Below are 23,942 nucleotides of genomic sequence, written 5' to 3'. Positions count from 1 at the left end.
TTCATGCGCTTACACATGGCTTTAATGGACATGCTTTTATCTAAATATTGGGGTTTCACAACAAAGCATAACAAAGATGACATATTTAACTACAATTATTCATTTACTTCAAACTGTTTGATCTCCATAATTTTTTGCTCAAAGTTTTCCTTAAAATTGGACTTGTTCTTTATGCGTGTTTTATAGGAATATACCGTTGCCACGGATAATTCAAGAAAATCAGCAACCTGCCTACTGTCTTGTACCCCTAACCTATATAATGCAAATATGCGAAGCTCATTGTTTAAGGATGTATCAGTTTTAACATGTACACGTTCTATTTCAGGGAATAGGTTGTAATAATCATCCAGAAAGGAAGGGAAAAGCTTTAAAAAAACCTCATCAAATTGCTGAAATAGATGGATGCGCGCTTTTTTTACACTATATTTTTTTAATACACTAAAAACCTCTTCAGGTCTTTTAGCCATAATTTTTTGATAAGTACTTTTTTGGATTTGGTCAATTTTATGAATAAAATCAGACGATACTTTAAGGAAATAAGCAATGTATTCTTGCTTAATACGATCGGCTTCCCTCAAATTCGTGTTAAGTTTTTTAAGTTTATGATTAGAGTGGGCAAGTATGCGTCTGGATTTTTTGAGTGCCTTAAGCTGTTTAAAAATAATAAACAAGAAAACCACAACTAGTATTGCTAAAATGGAAAGTATAACAATTATTGCGCTCAGGGTAACATTTTGTCCTTGTGTTTTTTTAATTTGGGCATTCTCTATAATGGGCAAAATCGAGGATAATTCTACTTTTCTATGACGGGCATTATAAAAGGTAGCATCTTCCATGGCAATACCAATATATTTATATGCCTTTTTTAAGTCTCCAACCTTAAAAAGTTCACTTGCCAAGTTGCGTAACGCAACCGTTTCTTTGGTAGCACTCTGTATATCCGCAATGGCGGCAAGTGTTAAATAATGGATGTTTTTTTCATTGTCCCCAAGCATAGAATAAACATGTGCCAACGAAGAGGTCGCTATGGCATAATTCTCGGTAGGCAAATTAAAATTGGCTATCCAAGTTTCAAAGGCTTCTTTGGCACCTCCCCAATCCTGCGATTTAAGCCTTCGTAAACCTTCTGTACTCCAATATTCATTAGTTGCTGGTTTCACATAAAAAAGTGCTTTTAATAGAAAATCACTGCCCTTTTCAATGTAATCGGCACTAAAGCGATTATCTCCAATATAATCAGCCCAATCATAATAAGTTCTTGCCTTTACGGAATAATATTCAAATTTATAGACATCTGTAAGAGTTTCAAAATTAATACTATTAAGGGTGTCAATGGCTTGGTTGAACAGTCCAGACGACATAAGCACAAAACCTTCTTTAATTTTTATTGTGGAAATCATTACGGGGTCGTTAATTGCTCTAGCGACCAATTTAGCTTGCTCAATGTAATAATAAGCCGAATCGTACCTAAACGATTGGTATTCCTTGAACAACAAAAGATAATCCTCATAGAGTTTTGATTGATCGCCATTCCACACATGTTTTGTTGCTTCTTTCTTGATTTTTTCAATTGCCGCATATTTCTTTTTTACAAATACTTCCCTTTTATTGATGGTTGACTCCAATTGTTGAAGAATGGTATCCTTTTGAAAAGAAAAACCTTTCAGGCTTAGCATAAAAACAATTAAAATAAAATGTTTACTCATTGTGTCTAAAAATTAAAATCGCAATTATTCCTGTTCATTTATACGAATGTAGATAAAAAAAACCAACATTTGTAACAAAATAACAAAACATCAACCTTGATTTCTAAAAAAAAAACCTTGATTCTAACATTTCACAAATCAATGTTATCTAATTGAATATCAAAAATATAAATATTTAAAACATAAAAACATTTCTTGATTTTATATCAACATTTTTTTGCCGTTCAATAAAGCCTCTATCTTTACAATAATCGTTCAACCCATTTTATCTAATTATCTATTGTTCAAACAACTAAACAAATGTGCTTATTTAAGCGAAAAAGTAAACTAAACTGTATTATATGAGAAGAGAACCAATTGAAAATCGTAAAGGATTTTTTAAAAATGTAATGCTTAAACTAATGTTCTTGTTGGTTTTCGCATCCAGCATGGCGTACCCAGTACCCTTATTAAAAAATAATATGGCCACAAGTGCCATGGGGGTTAATGCACAACAGTTTGTAGCCAATGGCCAGGTTACCGATGAGAGCGGCATGCCCCTGCCTGGAGCAAACGTTATTGAAAAAGGCACTTCCAATGGGGTAGTAACCGATTTTGATGGTAAATTTAGCCTATCGGTATCTAGCAGTTCTGCCACCCTTGTTATAAGTTACCTAGGTTATAAACCTTTGGAAGTGAAACCCAGCAATACCAACCAAATATATGGTTTAGAGGTTAACGCCAGTACCTTAAACGAAGTTGTGGTGGTAGGTTACGGTTCCACAAAACGTAAGGATGTTACCGGCGCGGTAGCCTCGGTAGCCGAGGAGGACATGAACCAAGGCGCAATAGCCAGTCCGTTACAGCTCATTTCCGGTAAAGCGGCGGGGGTAAACATCAACCAAACCGGCAGTGAGCCTGGGTCTTCGCCAAGTGTGAGAATTCGCGGTATTTCATCGCTTATTGGTGGCAACGACCCTTTGGTGGTGGTTGATGGGGTACAGGGCAACATGGACTTGTTGAGCCAGATACCTCCAAGTGAAATTGCTACGGTTGACATATTAAAGGATGCCTCGGCCACGGCCATATACGGCTCTAGGGGGGCTGCTGGCGTTATTATTGTAAGCACCAAAAAAAATAAGGCGGGCATAACCACCCTGCAATATGTGGGCAGTTACTCGGTAGATTATATTCCTGAAAAATTAGATATGCTTAATGCAGACCAATGGTGGACGCAGGCACAGCTTTCAGGGGTTCCAGCCTCGGCAAACCACGGTTCAAATACCGATTGGTACAACCTATTAACACAAAATGGCGCTACACAAAGTCATACTTTATCATTTGGGGGCGGTACCGACAAGTTTAATTACCGCGCCTCAATAAGCGCCATTTTGCAGGATGGCGTCGTGATCAATTCAAACAACCAAAAATATATTGGGCGCATTGTAGCCACCCAAAAGGCCTTGGACGACAAGTTAACCTTAAGCTATAACCTTAACAGCGGAATTATTGAAAATACCGGTACGGTACAAAGCATTGGGCGGGCGTCCTTCACCTCAAACCTTATTACCAATGCGTACTTAATGCGCCCTACCGATCCTGTTTTGGATGTAGATGGCAGCTACTTTAACGACCCGAACGTTTTCCAGTACCTTAACCCCTACGCAGTAGCCCAAACCGTTGTTAATGAAAGCCAACAGGACAATTTGTTCGGCAGTTTAAAAGCCGATCTGGATGTGTATGAAGGCTTAACGCTGGGTTGGTTTGGTAGCTGGCGAAAAACCAATTACACCAATGGCTTCTTCCTTCCGGTAGAATCTACAAGTGCCAACGCCATCGACCAAAAAGGTTTTGCCAATATTGTAAACAACAAACAAAATGAGAAATTGATGAACATCAGTCTTTCCTATAAAAAAGTATTTGGAGAGCACAGCATCAATGCCTTGGCTTTGTACGAATGGCAAAACCAAACCTACCAAGGCAATTATGCCCAAGCGCGGGGTTTCATCAATAATATTGCAACCTATAATGCCCTTCAGCTAGGCGATTTATCAAACGTTCGCCCCGGTGATGTTTCTTCATATAAAAATGACCGTACCTTAATTTCATTTTTAGGGCGTGTTAATTATGCCTTTATGGATCGTTATCTGCTAACCGTAAGTATGCGGCGCGATGGGTCGTCGGTATTTGGTGCCAACCACAAGTGGGGCAATTTCCCGTCGGCTTCGGTGGCATGGCAAATAGACCAAGAGCCCTTTATGGAAAACCAAACTATTTTTAAAGAACTGAAACTGCGCGGTGGCTACGGGGTTACGGGCAACCAACAAGGTTTGTACCCGCAAAACGCATTGTCGTTGGTTGGCGGCGCAGGGGTTACTTATTTTGGAGGGCAACAAATTACAAACTTCAACGTGATCCAAAATGCGAATGCCGATTTACGCTGGGAAACCAAGAAACAATTCAATATAGGTGTGGATTTTGCCCTTCTTGAAGGCCGTTTGCGCGGCACCGTTGATGCCTATACAGCCACCACCGACAATCTATTGTTTGATTATACAGTACCACAACCACCCTACCCATACAGCACCATAAAGGCGAATGTGGGAAGCATTTTAAATGAAGGGCTGGAACTTTCGCTTGCATACGACGCCATTGATACGGACGATATGTCCTTAACCTTGGCAGGCAACGTTTCCTTTTTGAAAAACGAGGTTAAAAGCCTGAGCGGCAGCATAAACGGCGTGCCATTAAACACCAATTATGTACCTTGGGGGCCTAATTCCTATTTAATTGAAGGACAACCCATTGGCAGCTTTAACATCCTGCACCATACCGGGAAGGACGATGCCAATTCTGAAACCGTTTTGGACGTAAACGACGATGGCATTATAGACCAGGGCAACCAAAGCCCGGACCGAATGCTACAAGGTTCTGCACTGCCAACCTATACCTATGCTTTCAATCCTACCTTCCAGTACAAAAATTTTGATGTGGCCATGCTATGGAGAGGCTCTGGAGGCAATAAAATATACAATGGGTTAAAATCCAGCTTAAGTTATTTGGAAAACGTGGGGCGTTCCAATGTGTTGGAAAGCGGCGTTCATCTGGGCATCTATAATTCGCGCTACGGCTCGGATCTGTGGTTGGAAAAAGGCGATTTCCTAAGGCTTGAGAATTTAACCGCCGGTTACACCTTCAACTTCAACAAAATCAAATATATCGACGCTGTTCGCCTATCAATTACGGGCAACAACCTTCTATTGATAAGCGACTATTCAGGAATCGACCCAGAGCTCAACTTTACAGGAGGTAACGGGTTTGGTGGCGATAATGGTATTTATCCGCGCACCCGAAGCTTTGTTATTGGTTTAGATATAAAATTAAATTAAAAAGGACATGAAAAGAAAAAATATAGTTTTAACAGGATTTTTAAGCATCCTTTTGATGGTTGCCTGCACCAATGTAGATGAAAATGTGTACGACAGGTACGAGGCAAACGCATTTTACGCCACACCCGAAGGTTCTGATGTAGCTTTGGCCGCCGTATATGCACAAGTGGCCGGCAATTGGGATGGCGTTGGCTATGCCGGTGCCGATAATGGCTGGTACGACTTGAATGCCATGAGCGCCGATGAACAGGTAATCCCACACAGAAATACGGGCGATTGGCAACTGGATTTTGCCCGTTTGTTCAAACACGAATGGTTGCCAACCGATTTAATTGTAAACAACACCTGGAACTGGCTGTACCGCTCTATATTTAATGCCAATTTAGCGGTGGACCAGCTGGTTAGCGCCGAAGCTGCACCTTCTAAAATAGCTGAGGCGAAGGTACTGCGCGCTTTCTTCTACTACCTGCTTATGGATGATTATGGCAACGTGCCCTTTTACACCAAGAACGATGTAACCATCGATCAAATTCCACAAGCAAGCAGACTGGAAGTCTATAATTTTATTGTAAATGAACTGGTTGAAAACGTTGATTTGCTCTCTCCCGAAAAAGGGGGCAATTATTATGGCCGTTTTAACAAGTGGGCAGGTTATGCCTTATTGGCCAAAGTATATTTGAATGCTGAAGTGTATTCAGGTACCCCACAATGGCAAGCGTGCCTAGAGGCCTGCGAAACCATAAGCAAAGGTGGTTTTTCATTGCACCCATCGGCCGAAAATACCTCTAGCCCGTTCGGTTCGCAGTACTATGATCTTTTTGGGGACGTGCTGCCCGCGGACGAAACCATTTTGGCCATGTACGCAAGCGTTAACATTGTGTCGCGCAACATTTATGGGGTAAGGACCCTTATGGGCCCACACGCCCAGGCCGTATTTGGTTACAGCGGTTGGAACGGTACCATTGTGCCAAAACAATATTTCTTGCAATATGATGAAAATGATGTTAGGAGAAGGCAATTCATCTTCGGTCCACAGCCTGGTGGCGTTAATTACGCCATGGAGGTTACTTCCCTAGACGATCCGGGCGCTGCGCCACAAGCGGGCATTCGCGGCCTGAAATTTTACCCAGCCGGCAATATGGACGGTGGCGGTGCCTCCAACGATTTCCCCATTTACAGGTATGCCGACATCCTTTTAATGCAGGCTGAGTGCCATGTGCGCTTAAACAACCCCTCGGCCGCCAAACCGCTTGTTGATGCGGTAAGGCAGCGTGCTAAATTGGATGCCCTTTCTGCCAATCCTACCTTAATGGATGTTTACAGGGAACGAACCTTTGAACTGAACTGGGAAGGACACAGAAGACAGGACATGATCCGTTTTGGAACATTTTTACAGCCCAATGAATTTAGGGGCGCCTCAAGCGAGTTCAGGAAATTGTTCCCCATTCCAACATCGGCCCTCAACGCCAACCCTGGTTTAACGCAAAATCCAGGATATGCAAATTAAAAACCCTGGCATGGGCACGACCGAAAATGGACAACAAAGCAAATATGCCAATAACATATAACGGTTGAAAAAACATAAATATTAAATTATGAAAACATTTATAAAAACATTATTTACACTTAGCCTTTTGCTGTGTACGCTTGCTTCCTGTGAAGATGATGCTGAATTAACTACCTTGCAAGCCGTTGGTTTTCCGGGCAGTATCGAGGCAACACCCAATAGCATTGCCCTTTCTACGGAAAACAATTTTGAATCGGTGTTAACCGTTTCTTGGCCTGCAGTCCAATTTCCAATCAAGGCACCCGTAACCTATACCTTGGCAATAGACGTTGCGGCAGACACGTTTGGTGAAAACGGCTGGTCCCAAGCCATAAGGGTACCGGTTGGCGAAGATGCCTTAAGCACCTCATTATTGGGCAAGGATTTGAACGATTATGCTGCCGATTTGGGATTGGCTCCCGACGTTGAAGGTGAATTGATGGTACGGGTGGAGGCCTATTTGGACAGGTATGCGTATTCTGAGCCTTTGGCCATTAAGGTGACGCCCTACGTTGAGGAAATTCCCTTTGGCGAAATTTATATCCCAGGGGCTTACAATGGGTGGGATCCGGCCACAGCTTCCAAGTTATCGGCCATTGCCACCGGCGTTTACCAAGGTTATTTAACCGTGGTCGCACCACAGGGTTTAGCCTTTAAAATAACGCCAGAACAAAATTGGGATACGTTTTATGGTTTGGATGGCAGCGGTAATCTTACCTTAGGGGCCGATGGCGATTTATCCGTTCCAAATTTTGGTTCTTACCAAATCACCGTTAACCTCAATACCCTTACTTATACCGTGGTGCCTTTTTCATGGGGCATTATTGGCCCTTCAACGCCCGGTGGTTGGGATGCCGATACCGATATGGGCTACAATTACACCTCACAAAAATGGGAATATACAGGATTTTTGGCTGCTGGCGCTTTAAAATTCAGGCTTAACAACACATGGACCATCAATTATGGCACTGAAAGCGGCAACAGCGGCGACATTGAAAACGGCGAAGTGTACCTAGACAACCCAGGGGCGCACACCATTCTTGAAAGTGGTTTTTACAAAGTTTCCTTCGCTGTCAATCCAACCGATCCAGGCATTGCCATTTACTCGGTAAGTAAGGCGGCCTATTCCTGGGGCGTTATTGGCGATGCCACCCCCGGCGGATGGGATGCCGATACCGACATGACCTACGATGCCAGTACCTCCAAATGGAAATTTACCGGTAATTTGGTACCCGGTGCATTAAAATTTAGGCTCAATAATGCCTGGGCCGTTAATTACGGCACTACCGATGGCAATACGGGCAACATTGCCAATGGCACCGTGTATTTTGATAACCCTGGTGCCCACACCATTGCGGAAGCAGGCAACTATGAGGTTACCTTTAGCGTGGGGGCCAACAATCCTGCTTCAGCGACCTATTCAGTAACGAAGCTATAATCATAAAAAACAAAATTCGATGAAAAATCTATTTTTAAATATATTATTTGCCCTGTGCTCCATCACGGCGTTTACTTCTTGCGATTCAGACAAGGACCCTGTTGTTGCACCACTTTACGAACAATATGGCACGCCGTTTACCAACATGCCAAAACCAAAGGATGCCATCATCTACCAGGTTAATCTTAGGGCTTTTAGCAATGCGGGAACCATCAATGGTGTTAAGGAACGTTTAAACCATATCAAATCCTTGGGCGCCAACGTTATTTACCTCATGCCCATTTACCCCGTTGGCATGGAGCGTTCTGTGGGCGAATTAGGCTCCCCTTATTCTGTAAAGGACTATAAGGCAGTAAATACAGAATTTGGCACTTTGGACGATTTACGCAGCCTTGTGGAGGAAGCGCATAACATGAACATGGCCGTGATGCTGGATTGGGTTGCCAACCATACTTCTTGGGACAACTCCTGGATTGACCAACATCCCGATTGGTACCAACAAGATGCAAACGGAAACATCATCGCGCCCCCAGGAACGGGCTGGAACGATGTTGCCCAATTAAATTATGATAATGTTGAACTAAGAAAAGCCATGATCGATGCCATGTCGTATTGGGTTTACAATGCCAATATTGACGGCTTTAGATGCGATTTTGCCGACGGTGTACAACAAAGTTTCTGGGCCGAGGCCATTGCAGCCATACGTGCCATAAAAGACCAGGACATGCTTATGTTGGCTGAAGGCACCCGTAAAAACCATTTTGATGTGGGGTTTGACTATACGTTTGGTTTTAGGTTTTTTGAGGTCCTTAAAAAAGTGTTTTCTGAAGGTGCACCGGCTTCTTCGTTGCAAAACGCCAATGCCGAGGAATATAGCAACAACTACAATGATGATAACCGTGTTGTAAGATATACCACCAACCATGATGTAAACATTACCGATGGTACACCGCTAGAGCTTTTTGGTGGCAAACCCGGTTCTTTGGCAACATTTGTGGTGGCTGCCTATATGAAATCGGTGCCTATGATTTACAACGGACAGGAAATTGGTTATGCCCAACGCATCCCGTTTTTTAACCATACCCCGATTGATTGGACCACTGCCGATGCCGATGTTTTTGCAAAATACCAAAAAATAATCGATTTTAGAAAAAACAGCGAAGCCATTAAAACGGGTACTTACAACGGTTATAGTAGCAATGCGGTTTCTGCGTTCACCATGAAAACCGACACCGAAACTGTATTGGTGCTTTCAAACCTAACCAATAGCAATGCTAAATATTTGGTGCCGGCTGCACTTTCAGGAAATACTTGGATGGATGCCTTTACCAACCAAACCATGGCCTTAAATACTGAAATCACCTTAACCCCTTATCAATACATCATCTTAAGGAAATAACCCTCAATCAACATTATGCTTTACCACTCTAGATTTTCAATAAAATCCAAGGCGCATTTTGCCCTAAGCTTTCTACTGTTTTTTGGTTTGAACGCTGCATTAGGTGCGCAAACCATCACTTCGCCCAACAAAAATCTGTCCCTTACCTTTGAGGTTAAAAACAATGGCATTCCTTTTTATCAACTTCAATATAAAGGAAAACCCGTAATAAAACCAAGTGCATTGGGCATTGAGGTGAAAGACAGCCCGTCTTTTATGGAAGGTTTCGAGATTGATAGAACAGAGGTAAGCAGCGTTGACACCACGTGGGAACCGCTTATGGGCGAACAGAAAACCATAAGGAACAACTACACCGAATTGTTGGTGCTGCTAAAACAGCCGCAGGTTGATAACCGGCAATTAAGGATCAGGTTCAGGTTGTTTAATGATGGCCTTGGGTTTCGGTACGAATTCCCAAAACAGCCCAATTTGAATTATTTCATCATAAAGGAAGAACATACCCAGTTTAACCTGGCCGGCAACCATAAAATATTCTGGATTCCAGGCGATTACGACACCAATGAGTATGCCTATACCACTTCAAAAATAGCCGAGTTGCCACAGTTGATGGAAAAAGCAACGGTTTTTATAACCGCGCAACATCCCATTGAAAATCTGGCGGTACAAACCCCCACGATGATGAAAACGGACGATGGCCTATACATCAACATCCATGAGGCGGCCCTGGTGAATTACCCAGCCATGTCCTTAAACGTAGATGCCGTAAACTTTAAAATGAGCTCGCATTTAACGCCCGATGCCGTGGGCAATAAAGGCTATATACAAACCGATGCACAATCGCCATGGCGTACTGTTGTGGTAAGCGATAAGGCCACGGAAATACTGGCTTCCAAGCTCATTTTAAACCTGAACGAACCCACGGCATATAAAGATGTTTCTTGGATAAAACCCATAAAATACATAGGCGTTTGGTGGGAATATTTTGTGGCGGGCAAAAGCACTTGGGCCTATGGCACGGAAACAAACGTGAAACTGGACCAGGATTTTAGCAAACTTACGCCCAACGGAAAACATGGCGCCACCAACGCAAGGGTAAAATCGTATATCGATTTTGCATCAAAACATGGCTTTGATGCCGTTTTGGTGGAAGGATGGAACATTGGATGGGAAGACTGGATTGGCAATTGGAAAGAAAATGTGTTCGATTTTATAACCCCCTATCCTGATTTTGATGTAAAAATGTTACGCGATTATGCAGCTTCAAAAGGGGTTAAAATCATGATGCACCACGAAACCTCAGGCTCTGCAACCAATTACGAACGCCGTTTGGACCGCGCTTTTCAGTTTATGAAAGACAATAATTATAATGCGGTTAAAACAGGTTATGTGGGGCAGATTGTTCCACGGGGCGAGCACCACGATGGGCAATGGATGGTGAACCATTACATTCATGTGGCGAAACGTGCGGCCGATTATAAAATAATGGTGAACAGCCATGAAGCGGTACGGCCCACAGGATTGAACAGAACTTACCCCAACTGGGTTGCACAGGAGTCGGCACGAGGCACCGAATTTGAGGCCATGGGCGGTTTGGCCCCAGAGCATACCACCATTTTGCCGTTTACCCGATTAATGGGAGGCCCTATGGACTTTACGCCCGGCATTTTCCAGACCGATCTAACCTATTACAACACAGGCGGCAACCAGCGCGTAAACACCACGCTTGCCAAACAATTGGCATATTACGTTACCATGTACAGCCCCTTGCAAATGGCGGCGGATATTCCGGATAATTACGAACGTTTTCCCGATGCCTTCCAATTTATAAAAGATGTGGCGCTGGATTGGGACGCTTCCTATATTCTAGAGGCCGAACCCGGGGATTACATCACCATAGCCAGAAAAGCCAAAGGCAAAAACGAATGGTATGTGGGCGGTATTACAGATGAAAATCCAAGAACAGCAACCATAGACTTTTCTTATTTACCCGAAGGCAAAAAGTACTTCGCCACTATTTACGCCGATGCCAAGGATGCCAGTTGGGATAAAAACCCACAGGCCTATACTATAAAAAAAGCCGTGGTAACCAGCAAAAGTAAATTGAACCAATTCTTGGCCCCTGGTGGCGGATTTGCCATAAGCATTAAGGAAGCGGAGGCATCCGAACTGAAATCCTTGAAAAGACTATAAAGAAAAAGTGCACTTTAAGGTGCATTCATTTTAATACTAACTAAATAAATATCACCATGATGAAAAAAATTACCTTTATTATTGTTTGTTGTTTAGCAATTAATTTTGTTAATGCACAATTAACTTCCGTAGCCTTAGTGGGTTCTGGAACTGAACAAGGTTGGCCTGTAGATCCACAAACAGATGCCCATCAAATGACCTCGACCGATAATGTAAATTGGACCATTGCCAACATCGCCCTTAAAGGAGGCGCCATAAAATTTAGAGGGAACAATTCCTGGGCCTTGCCGTACAATTGGGGAGGCGCTACCTTTCCAACCGGTAGCGCCATTGTAGATGGCGCTGGCATCGGCCAATGAGGAACTTAATTTTAAACCCGGTTGGGACAGGGAATTTAAACCTGTTGTAACATGTTGGATGTTGTTTATTAATGCATCCAACCTTACAGCATCAAGTTTTGTGTTGATACTGTTCAATGAATTAACAAAAGCGGTATTGACCTTAATGGCTGCCTCCTTTATGTTCAAGGTCTTGGCTTCGAGCTTATCGATGGTAGCCGATACCTTGTCGGCATTTGTTGTAAAATTTAGGCTATAATTAATTGAATTTTCCATATATTTGTATCTCCAATAAGTCTTGATATGGTCGCCATTTTATTAAATACGCTTTTTGCAGTCATTGGTATCCTTTATGTCATTAGTGTAATTAGACAAATGTTTAATCTTGACGTTTAATTATACTTGCTATTTTCTGCCTTACGAATCCAATGCAATTCTTTAATATGTTGTGCCCATTGGGTATCGCTCAGGCTGTCGGGGTCTTGTATGTGCAGATAGTACCTTAATTGGGCATTGGCAATGCGGACCCATTCCTGGTGTTCATCTACAACCGCCGCAGCCTCTAAAGCTTTACCAGCTCTACCTCCTTGATGCCTATTAAATCGCTTAATTTTTGCGATGCTGATACAAAGTAGCTGTCTTGGGGCATAATATAAGTATTTTTGGCGATGCAACGCCGGGCGGTTGGAATACGGATACCGATATGGTTACTTCAGATAATGTGAACTATAGCATAAACAGTGTTCCGTTGATTGCTGGAAATCTTAAATTCCGCGGCAACCATTCTTGGGATTTGCCCTATAACTGGGGAGGAACCGCTTTTCCTTCCGGTACAGCTATTGTAAATGCAGATGGCATTGTAGTGCCTACAAGTGGAACTTACAATATCACTTTCAACATAAATACGGGAGCTTATGCTTTTAGCGCTACTTTGGGGATAAACGACGTTAAAAACATACATTTTAAGGTGTATCCCAACCCATCCAGATCTGGTTGGAACATTCAATCTGAAAACATCATGACCTCGGTTGAAGTTTACAATGTTATTGGCAAACACATCATGTCCTTAAAAAGAGCATCAAATTTTATTTTCATTGAAAATGACGCGTTACAGAAAGGCATTTATTTTGCCCAAATAACATCGCATTCCGGCATTAGCAGCTTGAAATTGGTAAAGGAATAATTTACTAGAAAAAGCCGTCTCGAACCAAAAAACGAGACGGTTTTCATTTGTTCTTTTCTTAAACTAATGAGTGAATCTTTTCATTTGAAATTTCGGAAAGTTTTTAATACCAAACTACAACCAATTTAATGGACAGAAAATAAGCGTTTTTAGAACATTTTTGAGTTGTTAACCCCATGAATCAAGGATTTTGACAAGTACTAAATAGGTTCTAAAAAAAAATAAGTATTGTGACACTTTGAAAAAAAGTAAAATACTGAACTTATGTTGCACCTAATAAAAAAGCCTTTATCTCAAGAAAGATAAAGGCTTTTGTACTGAGGACGGGACTTGAACCCGTACAGCCTAATGGCCATTGGATTTTAAGTCCAACGTGTCTACCAATTCCACCACCTCAGCATTGGTATATTTTTAAAGAAACTATGAGCGAAAGACGGGATTTGAACCCGCGACCCTCACCTTGGCAAGGTGATGCTCTACCCCTGAGCTACTTTCGCGTTTTTTAGGAACTAACAATAGTGCTATTGCGGATGCAAATTTAAAATTTTTATATTAAATCCAAAGCCTTTTGGCAAAATAAATACATTTTATTTTACATACGTTTTTTCTTAACCAACATACGCTTAATTTCATTCAGTTTCATCAAGGCTTCAACGGGCGTAAGTGTGTCTATATCAATGTGTAATATTTCCTCTTTGATATTTTCAAGCAATGGGTCGTCCAAATTGAAAAAACTCAGTTGCATGTCATCCGCCAACGTTTTTACTTTGTCGGTTAATGCTTCACTGGAATGTGACTTCTCTAACTTCTTCAGAATAGCATTGGCACGATGCAGTACTTGCTGTGGCATGCCCGCCATTTTCGCAACATGAATGCCAAAACTGTGCGCGCTTCCTCCTTCCACCAGTTTCCTGATAAAAAGCACATTGTCTTTTAATTCTTTTACAGAAACGTTGTAGTTTTTTATGCGACCAAAAGTCTCGGTCATTTCATTAAGTTCATGGTAGTGGGTCGCAAACAGGGTTTTTGGTTTTGCTGGGTGCTCGTGCAGATATTCGCTAATGGCCCAGGCTATCGAAATACCATCATAAGTACTCGTACCGCGACCAATTTCATCGAGCAACACCAAACTTCTATTGGAAATATTATTTAAAATAGAAGCCGTTTCATTCATCTCAACCATGAAGGTTGATTCGCCCATCGAAATATTATCGCTTGCGCCCACTCTGGTGAAAATTTTATCAACCAAACCTATGCGTGCTTCTTTTACAGGCACAAAACTTCCTATTTGCGCCAACAAAACAATTAAAGCGGTTTGACGTAAAATGGCCGATTTACCAGACATATTTGGCCCCGTAATCATGATGATTTGTTGCGTAGTTCGATCCAAAAACACATCGTTGGCAATATAGGGTTCTCCAATAGGGAGCTGTTTTTCAATAACGGGGTGGCGGCCATCCTTAATCTCCAAATCGAACGATTCGTCAATAATTGGACACACGTAATGATTGTGGGTTGCCAACTGCGCAAACCCGCACAAACAGTCCAATTGCCCAATTAAATAAGCGTTTTGCTGCACCGGTTTGATGTATTGGTTGAGCCAAACCACCAACTCTGCAAACACCTGCTGTTCAATGGCTAAAATCTTGTCTTCCGCCCCTAAAATTTTGGTTTCGTATTCTTTTAGCTCTTCGGTAATATAACGCTCTGCGCTCACCAAGGTTTGTTTTCGCACCCAATCTAACGGCACTTTATCTTTATGCGTGTTGCGTACTTCAATATAATAGCCAAAAACGTTATTGGAATCTATTTTTAATGAAGTGATGCCTGTGCGTTCACTTTCCCGTTTCAACATGTTATCAAGATAGTCTTTTCCTGATTTTGACAACCCACGCAATTCGTCCAATTCAGATGAAAACCCAACGGCAATAGAATGCCCTTTTAATACGTTAACGGGTGCATCTTCATTTAGTGTTTCTTTAATTTTTTCGCGAAGCACCTCGCAACTTTGAAGCATATCGCCTATAATTTTAAGCGACTCGTTGTTACAGTTGCTCGCTAAGGTTTTTATAGGAACAATGGCTTCTAAGGAATTTTTAAGTTGAATGACCTCGCGAGGATTCACTTTTCCGGTAGCCACTTTAGAGATTAACCGCTCTAAATCGCCTATATGCTTGATGTGGTTTTGAATTTTTTGAAGCACCGTGGTATCTTTGGTTAAAAAACGCACTACTTCATGGCGCTGTTTAATCTTGTCGATGCTTTTTAAAGGCAACGCCAACCATCGTTTTAGCAACCTGCCACCCATGGGCGAAATGGTTTTATCAATCACGTTTAGCAACGTTACCGCGTTGTTGTTGGTAGAATTGTAAAGCTCTAAGTTCCGTATGGTAAATTTATCCATCCACACATACTCATCTTCAGCAATGCGAGAAATAGCTGAAATGTGCTGCAGTTTATTGTGCTGCGTTTCACCCAAATAATGAAGAATGGAACCCGCGGCGATAATGCCTTCATACAGTTCGTCAATGCCAAAACCTTTTAATGTTTTCGTGTTGAAATGTTTAACAAGGGTTTCATAAGCATAATCGCTTTGATACACCCAATCTTCCATATAAAATGTATGGAAATCTTTTCCGAAGGTATCCTTAAACACTTCGCGTTTTTGCTTAGAGACCAGCACTTCGCTAGGGCTAAAATTTTGCAGCAGTTTATCAACATATTCCGCGTTGCCCTGTGAGGTTAAAAACTCGCCCGTTGAAATATCCAAAAACGACACCCCAATCTGTTTTTTATCGAAATACACCGAACACAAAAAGTTGTTTGATTTGGACACCAAAACCTCATCGTTAAACGCTACTCCAGGTGTTACTAATTCCGTAACGCCTCGTTTTACAATGGTTTTGGTTTGCTTGGGGTCTTCCAACTGGTCGCAAATAGCAACTCGTTGTCCGGCTTTTACCAATTTAGGCAAATAGGTGTTTATAGAATGGTGCGGAAACCCTGCCAACTCAATCTCACTCTCGCTACCGGCACCGCGTTTGGTTAAAATAATGCCCAAAATACCCGCAGCTTTCACTGCATCGGCACCAAAAGTTTCGTAAAAATCGCCCACCCGAAACAACAATAAGGCATCGGGGTACTTTGCTTTAATAGCATTGTACTGTTTCATTAACGGGGTTTCTTTTGTGCTTTTGGCTGCCAAATGGTTTAGTTTTTTAGTAAGTTTGCTAATGTAACCAATTTTCCATTTTCTTTGAAGTGGTTATACTAGAAGTTATTGATAATTATTCACAATCTATAATCGTCATTACCAAGGAAACATGACTGAAGCAGTCTTTGGGTTTGTACCAAAAACAAAGAGATTACTTCGTTTCTCGGAATGACCCACAATAAAATATGCGTAAACTAAAAAACAGTGAATTGGATAGATTAAGCGTTGAAGACTTTAAAGAAGTAAAAAAAACGCCCATTGTAATTATATTAGACAACATTAGAAGTTTAAACAACATTGGTTCGGTGTTTAGAACCAGTGATGCCTTTCTTATTGAAAAAATTTACCTCTGCGGCATTACGGCAACCCCGCCACATAAAGACATCCACAAAACCGCTTTAGGCAGTACCGATACCGTTGCTTGGGAATATGTTGAAGACACAGTTGCTTTGGTTGAAAAATTGAAAGCCGAAAACATTAAAATTATCTCCATTGAACAAGCTGAAAACGCTACCATGCTAAACGACTTTAGCCCCAAACAACAAACAACTTACGCACTCGTTTTTGGCAACGAAGTAAAAGGCGTATCGCAAAACGTGGTTTCGGCGAGTGATTTGGTTGTTGAAATTCCGCAATATGGCACCAAACATTCCTTAAATATTTCGGTAAGCTGTGGTGTGGTGGTTTGGGATTTGTTTTGTAAGTTGAAACGTAGGTAATATGTAGCTTAAACTAAATAATCATTAACAATGGCCTAGATCAAAAATTGAGGTAGTCAACTTTATATTTTTCACCTAAAAGCGTTGCTATAACACGGGTGTTGCCATTGGTAAAAAAACGGTTTTGTGCTTTTTTGGTTTGTAGATTTAACAAATCATGCTTAACCAAAACGGCTTTTGTTTGTCTTGCAACGGCTTCACCAGAATCTATAATTTTTACGTGCTTAGGAAGCAGTTCCAACAGTAAGGGCATAAGATAAGGATAGTGCGTACAACCCAACACCAAATAATCAATGTTGGCCGTTATCATGGGGTTTAAATATAGTTTTAAAAGGGCCTTCATTTCTTTTGAAAACAACTTTCCGTCTTCTATCAACTCAACGATGCCTTCGCCAACTTGTTCGATTATTTTAATAGAACCTGTAAAAGCACCCGATGTTTTTGAAAACAGTTCGCTGCTCAAAGTGCCTTTGGTTGCCAAAATACCAATGGTTTGTGTTTTTGTTTGTAAGGCGGCCGTTTTAATGGCGGGTTCTATGCCAATAAAGGGGATGTTATACGTTTCCCGCAGTACCGTAATGGCATTGGTGGTGGCCGTGTTACAGGCCACAACAATAATTTTGCACCCTTGCCCCATTAAATATTCGGTGTTTTTTTTGCTTAACGCAATAATGGCTTCTTTACTTTTCGTACCATAGGGTGCATGGGCACTATCGGCTAAATAGAGCGTATTCTCGTGGGGCATAAGTGCATGTATGGCTGTCCAAATGGAAGTGCCACCTACGCCCGAGTCGAAAATACCAATAGGTTGTGTGTTCATGGTTTAGCAAAAATAAAAAAGCTGCCTTGTAAAAGACAGCTTTTTATAAACTTATTTATACTATAATTTAGATACCTAATTCTTTTTTAACATCGTCGAGCAAGTTTTTGCCATCGGCTAAAATAGTTACGCCTTGAGAAGCATCCAATACATAGTCAAAACCTTGGGCTCTACCAACCTTTAAAATAGCGGCTTTTGCTTTTTCGGTAATGGGTTGTAGCAAATCCATTTCTTTTTTCTGTAAATCTTTTTGGGCATCGGCCTGGAACTGTTGGATGCGTTGTTGTTTCTCTTGTATTTCCTGACCTCTTTTAGCGTTTTCTTCCTCGGTTTTGGTACTGGCTTCGGCTTCGTATTGTTTTAACAAGGTTTGAAACTCGGTAACCGAGCTCTGGATATCTGTTTGGTATGCTTTACTTGCTGTTTCAAGTTGTTTTTGCGCCTCTTTCATCTCTGGCATAGACGTAATCAATTCTTGGGTATTTATATGGGCAATTTTGCTTTGGGCGTTTGTAAAGCTTACGGTTCCAAGGCATAATGCGGTTGCCAATAATAAGGTTTTCAATTGTTTCATTTTTTTAATAGTATTAAGTGTGTTATAAATTATTTAATTGTTTTTTGTACTCTCTTTTGCCTTTTGGCGTTCTTCTAAAATTTTATTTTTACGGTCTTCAAGTTCTTTTTTTCGCGCTTCCCTTTCGGCTAATTTTTTTTGTCTGTTCTCTTCTATAAGTTGCGCTTGTGTTTTGGTTTCGGGTTTGGTATCGGTTTTAATTTCTGGTTTTGCTTCAGGTTTTTCCTCTGGTTTTGCAACTGTTGGGGTTTCAAGTGCCTTGGTTGCTTCTTCTACTTTTGGTGCTGTTTCATTGGTAATCTTTTCTTCGGCAGGTTTTCTGGCATCTAGTTTTTCCTGTTTTGCCCGTTCACGGTCTTCCAAAATTTGCTGGCGTTTTGCTTCGGCTTCTTGTTTTGCCTTTTCGCGCGCTTCCAAAATTTCCCGTCGGCGTTTTTCAATAGCGCTTTCACGCTCTACTTTTTTTTCTTCCAATGCTTTTTCACGCGCTTCCTGTTCGTAATTTACTTCTGGAACTACTTCTTCGGCTTCGGCCGCTTTTCGTTCGGCTTTTGATTCGGCTTGGGTGCGTTTTGATGATCTGGTGATGCTTCGTATTATTTGGTCGCTTAAATCGAATTGTTTTGCTGAATACAGCATGGTGGCATCGGATGATTTATCAAAAATAAAATCGTATTTTTTGGTATCGGCCATATCTTGAACCGCGGCAAAAATCTGGTCTTGAATAGGCTGCATCAACTGTTTTTTTTGAATGAACAAATCGCCGTTGGGGCCAAATCGCTTTTGCTGATAGTCTAAAATTTCCTTTTCTTCAAAGGCTATATCTTCTTCGCGCTCGTCAATAAGTTCTTTGGTTAACAGTGCTTTTTCGTTGCTTAAATTTTTTCGTTTTTGTTCAACAGCTCCTAATTTGGCCTCAATTTCGTTTTTCCATTTGTCGGCCTTTTCATTTAATTGCATGGAGGCTTCTTGGTACTCGGGTATGTTTTCCAAGATAAACTCGGTATCGATGTAACCAATTCTTACGCCCCGTTGCGCTTGCGCTGTAAAGCTTGTGATAAAAACTAATATCAGTAAAAAAAGAACGTTGTTTTTCATCTGTGTCTGTTTTTTTTTATTGTTTTTTAATCCTAAAACCGACAGATGATTTTTCTGTTTCTGCCACTTCTTGGAATTATCGTTTCACCTGATTATTTCGTTGATTTTAACCTCTCAGATGTCATTCGCAAATTAAGCATTTTCAATGTAAAGAAAAATTTTAGCTTGCTCATTTCAAAATTAACGAAATTTAATCTTAAAAATTTTAATTCTCATTCAAATCATCACATTGTTATTAGAAAATATCGTGCCAAAATTAAAATTGTTGCCCAATAATGAAGTGCGTTTCCCAGCCATGGGCTTTTGTTTCGGTAGATAGCGGGTCGAAACCATAGCCAAAATCGATACCCAACAAACCAAATGCCGGCATAAAAATACGGATGCCCAAGCCCGCAGAACGCTTGATATCAAACGGGTTGTAATCCCTAAAGTTATTATACGATGCACCACCTTCTAAAAAGCCTAAACCATAAATTTTTGCCGAAGCTTTTAGTGTGATAGGGTAACGCAGTTCCAAAGAGAATTTATTGTAAATGGTACCACCATCTTGATCGGACAGGGACTGGTTGGGGTAACCGCGCAATGCAATGGCTTCCCTACCATCTAAACTGTAGCTTCCTAAACCGTCGCCACCCAAAAAGAAACGCTCAAAAGGAATCACCCCACGGTCGTTATTATAGGCCCCTAAAAAGCCAAATTCCATGCTTGGTCTTAACACCAAATCTTTGGTAAGCTGTGTAAACCATTCGCCTTTAAAGTTAATTTTATAAAATTCGAGCCATTTGTATCGTTCTTGGTCTATACGTGCAATTTCTTTGTTGGCAGCGATATAAACAGGATCGGCAGTACTGGTGGCGCCCGCTCTTTTTATCTTTTCGGCATCGTAAATAGTTGATAATTCTTTATAGTCAACACCATCAAACAAGGAATAAGGAATTGTTAATTTGGCTGTTACCCCAAATTTCGAGCCCCCGGTTGGATAAATAGGATCTATGTTGGTGTTGTCCCTGCTTAACCCAACCGTGTACGATAGGTTGTTTGCATAGCCATCGCCAAACGTGAATAAACCGGTGTTGTAATTGTTTAAATCGTAGCGCTGAAAACTTACGGCCTGTGATAACACAAAGAAATCGTCTGGCACTTGCAAACGCTTTGCCAAACCAACAGTAATGCCCGTAATATTGAAACTTTTTGATTTATCGGCATTTCCCGTTTGGTAATTATACAAAAACTGTTTGGTATGCGATAACGATGTTGAAAACTGTACAGGGCGTTTACCACCTAACCAAGGCTCGGAAAACGAAAAGCTGTATGTTTGGTAAAAACGGCTGGCCTGCAAGCGCAACGCCAGTTTTTGGCCATCGCCCATAGGTATGGGTTTATAGGCATCTTTTTTGAAGATATCTTTTATAGAGAAGTTATTGAACGATAACCCCAAAGTACCAATAAAACCGCCGCCGCCGTAACCACCTTGCAGCTCGATTTGGCTGGAACCGGTTTCCTTAACCGAGTATTCCATATCGATGGTGCCTTCGTTGGGGTTTGGGTTGTTGAAGTTTGGCGATATTTCCTGAGCATCAAAAAAGCCCAATTGCCCAAGTTCCCTAACGGTACGCACCACATTTGCTTTACTATACAACTGCCCGGGGCGCGTTCTAATTTCGCGGTAAATAACGTGGTCGTTGGTTTTGTCGTTGCCAACCACGCTTACATTGTTGAAATAGGCCGGTTTTCCTTCGGAGATCCTAATTTCCATATCAATTACGTTGTTTGCTGCCCCTACTTCAACAGGGTTGATGGTAGAGAACAGATAACCGTTATTTTGGTATTCGTTGGTAATATCAAACCCATCGGGCTTGGTATTATCGGCAATGCGTTTTTGCAACAATACCCCATTATAGGTGTCGCCTTTTCTAATACGCAAGATTCTGTTCAAGTATTCGTTGGTATAAACGGTATTGCCAATAAATGCAATATCGCCAAAGGTATATTGCTCACCTTCTATAACGTTAATATGGAGTGATATGGTTTTATCGTCGTTGGTAATGAGGCTGTCCGATAAAATACGGGCATCCCTGTAACCGTGTTCTTTATATTTATCAACTACTTTTTTTAAATCGGCCTGATAAGCGGAATCGATAAACTTGGAACGCTTCAAAATACGAAGTCGGTTTATCTTTTTGGTACTTTTCATGCTTTTACGAAGGGTTTTATCGCTTAAAACGGCGTTTCCGGTAAAAGCAATATCCTTGATTTTTACTTTTTCACCTTTATCTATATTAAGCACCATATTAACACGTGCGGTGGTGATAGAATCTTTAACCTCAATAGTATTAACATGTACTTTTGTGTTTAGATACCCTTCTTTTTTATATTTTTTCTCAAGGAAGTTTTTGGTAGTGGTAATAAGGTTTTCGGTTACTTTGGTGCCTTTGGTTAGTTTGCTGTCCTTAATAATGGCTTCTGTTTTGGATTTTTTTACCCCGTTTATTTTAATTTCGTTAAGTTGGGGCAAATCGGACAGTCTAATTTCAAGATAGGCCACATCGCCTTCAATTTTGGTAACATACACTTCAATGTCGTTAAATAATTTTGAGTTCCAAAGTTTTTTAATGGCATCGCCAATGGTTTCACCGGGTATGTTCACTTCCTCGCCTTTTCTTAAGCCCGAGTAGGTAATGATGGTTTGCTCGCTGAATGTGGTATTTCCGGAAACGGTTATATCGCCTATGGTGTATTTTTTACCGGAGTTGTTTGGTAACTCTTGTGCTTTGATACTTAGTGTACTTAGGAAAAGCAAAAGTACGGTGCCGTGTTTTAAAAATGTTGTCAAAGGTAAAATATTAGCTAAGTTGTTCACTTGTTTTCCCAAATCGTCGTTCTCTTTTTTGATATTCATTAATGGCTTCATACAGATGCTGCTTTGTAAAATCTGGCCATAGTACACCTGTAAAATACAGTTCAGCATAAGCAATTTGCCAAAGTAAAAAGTTGCTTATGCGCTGTTCGCCACTGGTTCTGATAAGCAAATCTACGTCTGGTAAATTTCGCGTGTAAAGATGCTCATTTATAATTGATTCATCAATTTTTTCGGGCGAAATTATATTATTTTTAACTTTAATACTAATCTCTTTAACAGTATTTAGCAATTCTTCGCGCGAGCCGTAGCTTAACGCTAGGGTTAAAACCATTCTATCATTGCCTTTTGTTTGTTCGATAACTTCGTGAAGTTCGTTATACACTTTTTTGGGCAGTGTATGTAGGTTTCCTATGGCAGCAAGCCTTATATTGTTATCTTGAAGCGTTTTTATTTCTTTTTTAAGTGAAGAAACCAAAAGCTTCATTAGGGTTTGCACTTCTAATTTTGGACGGTTCCAGTTTTCGGTCGAGAAGGCGTAAAGCGTGAGGTTTTCAATGCCTATTTCAGCAGCAGCTTCAACCGTTTGCCTTACCGCTTTGGTGCCATTTTCATGTCCGAAAGCGCGCATCATGCCTTGTTGTTTTGCCCAACGCCCGTTGCCATCCATAATAATAGCGATGTGCTTGGGGAGGTTTTTGCTTTGAACAGTTTCTTTTAAATCCATTTTAATTGTAACAGTAACATGGTTTTTCGCCAAATGTATAGGTTAGCGTTATGCCCGAAAACACATACCAATCGTTGTTGTTGATATTGCCAAATCTGTATGGTAAATGATTGGCGCTATCTGGCATGCTACCTTCCAATTCATCTGAAAATGTATAACGCGCGCCCACTTCAACCCCTAAGATAATGGCTCCCAGAATGTTTGTTTTATAGCCCAATGCCATGGGAATGCCGTAGGCCCAACTGGAATTGTTCTCGCTGGTTTGAACGCCGTTTAAAAAGTAATAATTATCGTGATGGGCAACGCTTATGCCGGTGAATAAATAGGGCGTGCCTATTTTTCGGCCGGTATGCAAATTGAAGTCGATAAAGGTAAACTCCATGCCTGCGGAAATTTCCAGCAAGTTCGATTTGAAATAGTAGTTTCTTTGAAGGCGCCGTGGATCGTCGGATTTGCTATCGTCGGCCTCTAAATCAGAATAAATCAAGGAGACCCTCCAGGAATGTCTAGGGCTTCTGTTCCATTTATATAAAATGCCAAGGGCAGGATTGTTGGGCGCAATAAAATTGGTTGCACCTACATCGCCAATAAAGTTGCTACCGCCTAAAAAAACACCGAGTTCGTTAATTTGTGAATGGCTTAGTTGGATGGTTAAAATACTTAATATCAAGATGGTTATGTGCCTCATAAATATTCAAAAGTTTGCAAATATAATAAATAAGATTAGCCTAAAACAATTTGAGATGGATTGTATTTTTGTAAATG

17 protein-coding genes and 2 tRNA genes are annotated in these 23,942 nt (G+C 41.1%); 7 read left to right on the top strand and 12 right to left on the bottom strand.

The features are described 5' to 3' along the window. Positions 1-95 precede the first annotated feature (95 nt). Positions 96-1,706: a DUF6377 domain-containing protein gene (locus GQO80_RS04590; protein ID WP_157207148.1), complete on the bottom strand. Its 1,611-nt coding sequence runs from the start codon at positions 1,704-1,706 to the stop codon at positions 96-98. Between the two features lie 341 nt (positions 1,707-2,047). On the opposite strand from GQO80_RS04590, the gene GQO80_RS04585 reads away from it, so the two are divergent. From GQO80_RS04585 to GQO80_RS04565, 5 genes are all read left to right on the top strand, one after another. Continuing rightward, positions 2,048-5,074 (top strand): SusC/RagA family TonB-linked outer membrane protein, encoded by a 3,027-nt coding sequence (locus tag GQO80_RS04585; protein ID WP_157207147.1) that lies wholly within the window; start codon positions 2,048-2,050, stop codon positions 5,072-5,074. Between the two features lie 7 nt (positions 5,075-5,081). After that, positions 5,082-6,581, top strand: a complete 1,500-nt coding sequence (locus GQO80_RS04580; protein WP_157207146.1) for a RagB/SusD family nutrient uptake outer membrane protein — start codon at positions 5,082-5,084, stop codon at positions 6,579-6,581. An 88-nt stretch (positions 6,582-6,669) separates the two neighbouring features. Beyond that, positions 6,670-8,058, top strand: a complete 1,389-nt coding sequence (locus GQO80_RS04575) for a SusF/SusE family outer membrane protein (RefSeq protein ID WP_157207145.1) — start codon at positions 6,670-6,672, stop codon at positions 8,056-8,058. A 19-nt stretch (positions 8,059-8,077) separates the two neighbouring features. After that, the gene (locus GQO80_RS04570) at positions 8,078-9,457 is read left to right on the top strand and encodes an alpha-amylase family glycosyl hydrolase (protein WP_157207144.1); all 1,380 of its coding nucleotides are present in this window, start codon (positions 8,078-8,080) and stop codon (positions 9,455-9,457) included. A gap of 15 nt (positions 9,458-9,472) precedes the next feature. After that, positions 9,473-11,647 (top strand): glycoside hydrolase family 97 protein, encoded by a 2,175-nt coding sequence (locus GQO80_RS04565; RefSeq protein ID WP_157207143.1) that lies wholly within the window; start codon positions 9,473-9,475, stop codon positions 11,645-11,647. A gap of 134 nt (positions 11,648-11,781) precedes the next feature. Here the strand turns inward: GQO80_RS04565 and GQO80_RS04560 are convergent, their stop codons facing one another. Then, positions 11,782-12,261: a hypothetical protein gene (locus GQO80_RS04560; protein ID WP_157207142.1), complete on the bottom strand. Its 480-nt coding sequence runs from the start codon at positions 12,259-12,261 to the stop codon at positions 11,782-11,784. A 116-nt stretch (positions 12,262-12,377) separates the two neighbouring features. Then, complete coding sequence (locus GQO80_RS04555; RefSeq protein ID WP_157207141.1) at positions 12,378-12,659, bottom strand: hypothetical protein; 282 nt, start codon at positions 12,657-12,659, stop codon at positions 12,378-12,380. Between GQO80_RS04555 and GQO80_RS04550 the strand changes: the two genes are divergently transcribed. Then, a complete protein-coding gene (locus GQO80_RS04550; protein WP_157207140.1) occupies positions 12,626-13,168 on the top strand; it encodes a T9SS type A sorting domain-containing protein in 543 nt (180 codons plus the stop codon). The two genes, GQO80_RS04555 and GQO80_RS04550, sit on opposite strands and share 34 nt — an antisense overlap. 315 nt (positions 13,169-13,483) lie before the next feature. Here the strand turns inward: GQO80_RS04550 and GQO80_RS04545 are convergent. The 3 genes from GQO80_RS04545 to mutS all read right to left on the bottom strand — a co-directional run bounded on the left by GQO80_RS04545 (position 13,484) and on the right by mutS (position 16,340). Further along, positions 13,484-13,567: transfer RNA gene (locus tag GQO80_RS04545), tRNA-Leu, on the bottom strand. Between the two features lie 26 nt (positions 13,568-13,593). Next, positions 13,594-13,665, bottom strand: a tRNA-Gly gene (locus tag GQO80_RS04540). Positions 13,666-13,760: 95 nt separating this feature from the next. Continuing rightward, positions 13,761-16,340, bottom strand: a complete 2,580-nt coding sequence (gene mutS / locus GQO80_RS04535; protein WP_394350994.1) for a DNA mismatch repair protein MutS — start codon at positions 16,338-16,340, stop codon at positions 13,761-13,763. A gap of 227 nt (positions 16,341-16,567) precedes the next feature. Here mutS and GQO80_RS04530 point away from each other — a divergent pair, with 227 nt between their 5' ends. Continuing rightward, positions 16,568-17,101: an RNA methyltransferase gene (locus GQO80_RS04530; protein ID WP_157207138.1), complete on the top strand. Its 534-nt coding sequence runs from the start codon at positions 16,568-16,570 to the stop codon at positions 17,099-17,101. 40 nt (positions 17,102-17,141) lie between these two features. Here the strand turns inward: GQO80_RS04530 and murI are convergent, their stop codons facing one another. The 6 genes from murI to porG form a co-directional block, all read right to left on the bottom strand. Continuing rightward, complete coding sequence (gene murI / locus GQO80_RS04525) at positions 17,142-17,921, bottom strand: glutamate racemase (protein WP_157207137.1); 780 nt, start codon at positions 17,919-17,921, stop codon at positions 17,142-17,144. Positions 17,922-17,988: 67 nt separating this feature from the next. Further along, positions 17,989-18,495 (bottom strand): OmpH family outer membrane protein, encoded by a 507-nt coding sequence (locus GQO80_RS04520; protein WP_157207136.1) that lies wholly within the window; start codon positions 18,493-18,495, stop codon positions 17,989-17,991. 33 nt (positions 18,496-18,528) lie between these two features. Continuing rightward, positions 18,529-19,593: an OmpH family outer membrane protein gene (locus GQO80_RS04515; RefSeq protein WP_157207135.1), complete on the bottom strand. Its 1,065-nt coding sequence runs from the start codon at positions 19,591-19,593 to the stop codon at positions 18,529-18,531. Positions 19,594-19,849: 256 nt separating this feature from the next. Beyond that, positions 19,850-22,504 carry an outer membrane protein assembly factor BamA gene (bamA, locus tag GQO80_RS04510; RefSeq protein ID WP_157207134.1) on the bottom strand — a complete coding sequence of 885 codons (2,655 nt, stop codon included), beginning with the start codon at positions 22,502-22,504 and terminating at the stop codon, positions 19,850-19,852. Continuing rightward, complete coding sequence (locus GQO80_RS04505; protein WP_157207133.1) at positions 22,437-23,177, bottom strand: isoprenyl transferase; 741 nt, start codon at positions 23,175-23,177, stop codon at positions 22,437-22,439. The genes bamA and GQO80_RS04505 overlap by 68 nt, the downstream gene beginning before the upstream one ends. A 1-nt stretch (position 23,178) precedes the next feature. Continuing rightward, positions 23,179-23,865, bottom strand: a complete 687-nt coding sequence (gene porG / locus GQO80_RS04500) for a type IX secretion system protein PorG (protein WP_157207132.1) — start codon at positions 23,863-23,865, stop codon at positions 23,179-23,181. Positions 23,866-23,942 lie beyond the last annotated feature (77 nt).

Origin of the sequence: Mariniflexile maritimum, assembly GCF_009746565.1 — a bacterium.
GTDB lineage: Bacteria > Bacteroidota > Bacteroidia > Flavobacteriales > Flavobacteriaceae > Mariniflexile > Mariniflexile maritimum.
The sequence above is the reverse complement of the archived record's forward strand: the minus strand, read 5'-3'. Positions and strand labels throughout refer to the sequence as shown.

Coding starts and splice junctions, on each gene's coding strand:
- murI (WP_157207137.1), bottom strand. CDS start 17,921: ATGAACACACAACCTATTGGTATTTTCGACTCGGGCGTAGGTGGCACT.
- GQO80_RS04585 (WP_157207147.1), top strand. CDS start 2,048: ATGAGAAGAGAACCAATTGAAAATCGTAAAGGATTTTTTAAAAATGTA.
- GQO80_RS04560 (WP_157207142.1), bottom strand. CDS start 12,261: ATGGAAAATTCAATTAATTATAGCCTAAATTTTACAACAAATGCCGAC.
- GQO80_RS04565 (WP_157207143.1), top strand. CDS start 9,473: ATGCTTTACCACTCTAGATTTTCAATAAAATCCAAGGCGCATTTTGCC.
- GQO80_RS04575 (WP_157207145.1), top strand. CDS start 6,670: ATGAAAACATTTATAAAAACATTATTTACACTTAGCCTTTTGCTGTGT.
- bamA (WP_157207134.1), bottom strand. CDS start 22,504: ATGAAGCCATTAATGAATATCAAAAAAGAGAACGACGATTTGGGAAAA.
- GQO80_RS04505 (WP_157207133.1), bottom strand. CDS start 23,177: ATGGATTTAAAAGAAACTGTTCAAAGCAAAAACCTCCCCAAGCACATC.
- GQO80_RS04570 (WP_157207144.1), top strand. CDS start 8,078: ATGAAAAATCTATTTTTAAATATATTATTTGCCCTGTGCTCCATCACG.
- GQO80_RS04520 (WP_157207136.1), bottom strand. CDS start 18,495: ATGAAACAATTGAAAACCTTATTATTGGCAACCGCATTATGCCTTGGA.
- GQO80_RS04515 (WP_157207135.1), bottom strand. CDS start 19,593: ATGAAAAACAACGTTCTTTTTTTACTGATATTAGTTTTTATCACAAGC.
- GQO80_RS04580 (WP_157207146.1), top strand. CDS start 5,082: ATGAAAAGAAAAAATATAGTTTTAACAGGATTTTTAAGCATCCTTTTG.
- GQO80_RS04530 (WP_157207138.1), top strand. CDS start 16,568: ATGCGTAAACTAAAAAACAGTGAATTGGATAGATTAAGCGTTGAAGAC.
- GQO80_RS04590 (WP_157207148.1), bottom strand. CDS start 1,706: ATGAGTAAACATTTTATTTTAATTGTTTTTATGCTAAGCCTGAAAGGT.
- mutS (WP_394350994.1), bottom strand. CDS start 16,340: ATGAAACAGTACAATGCTATTAAAGCAAAGTACCCCGATGCCTTATTG.
- porG (WP_157207132.1), bottom strand. CDS start 23,865: ATGAGGCACATAACCATCTTGATATTAAGTATTTTAACCATCCAACTA.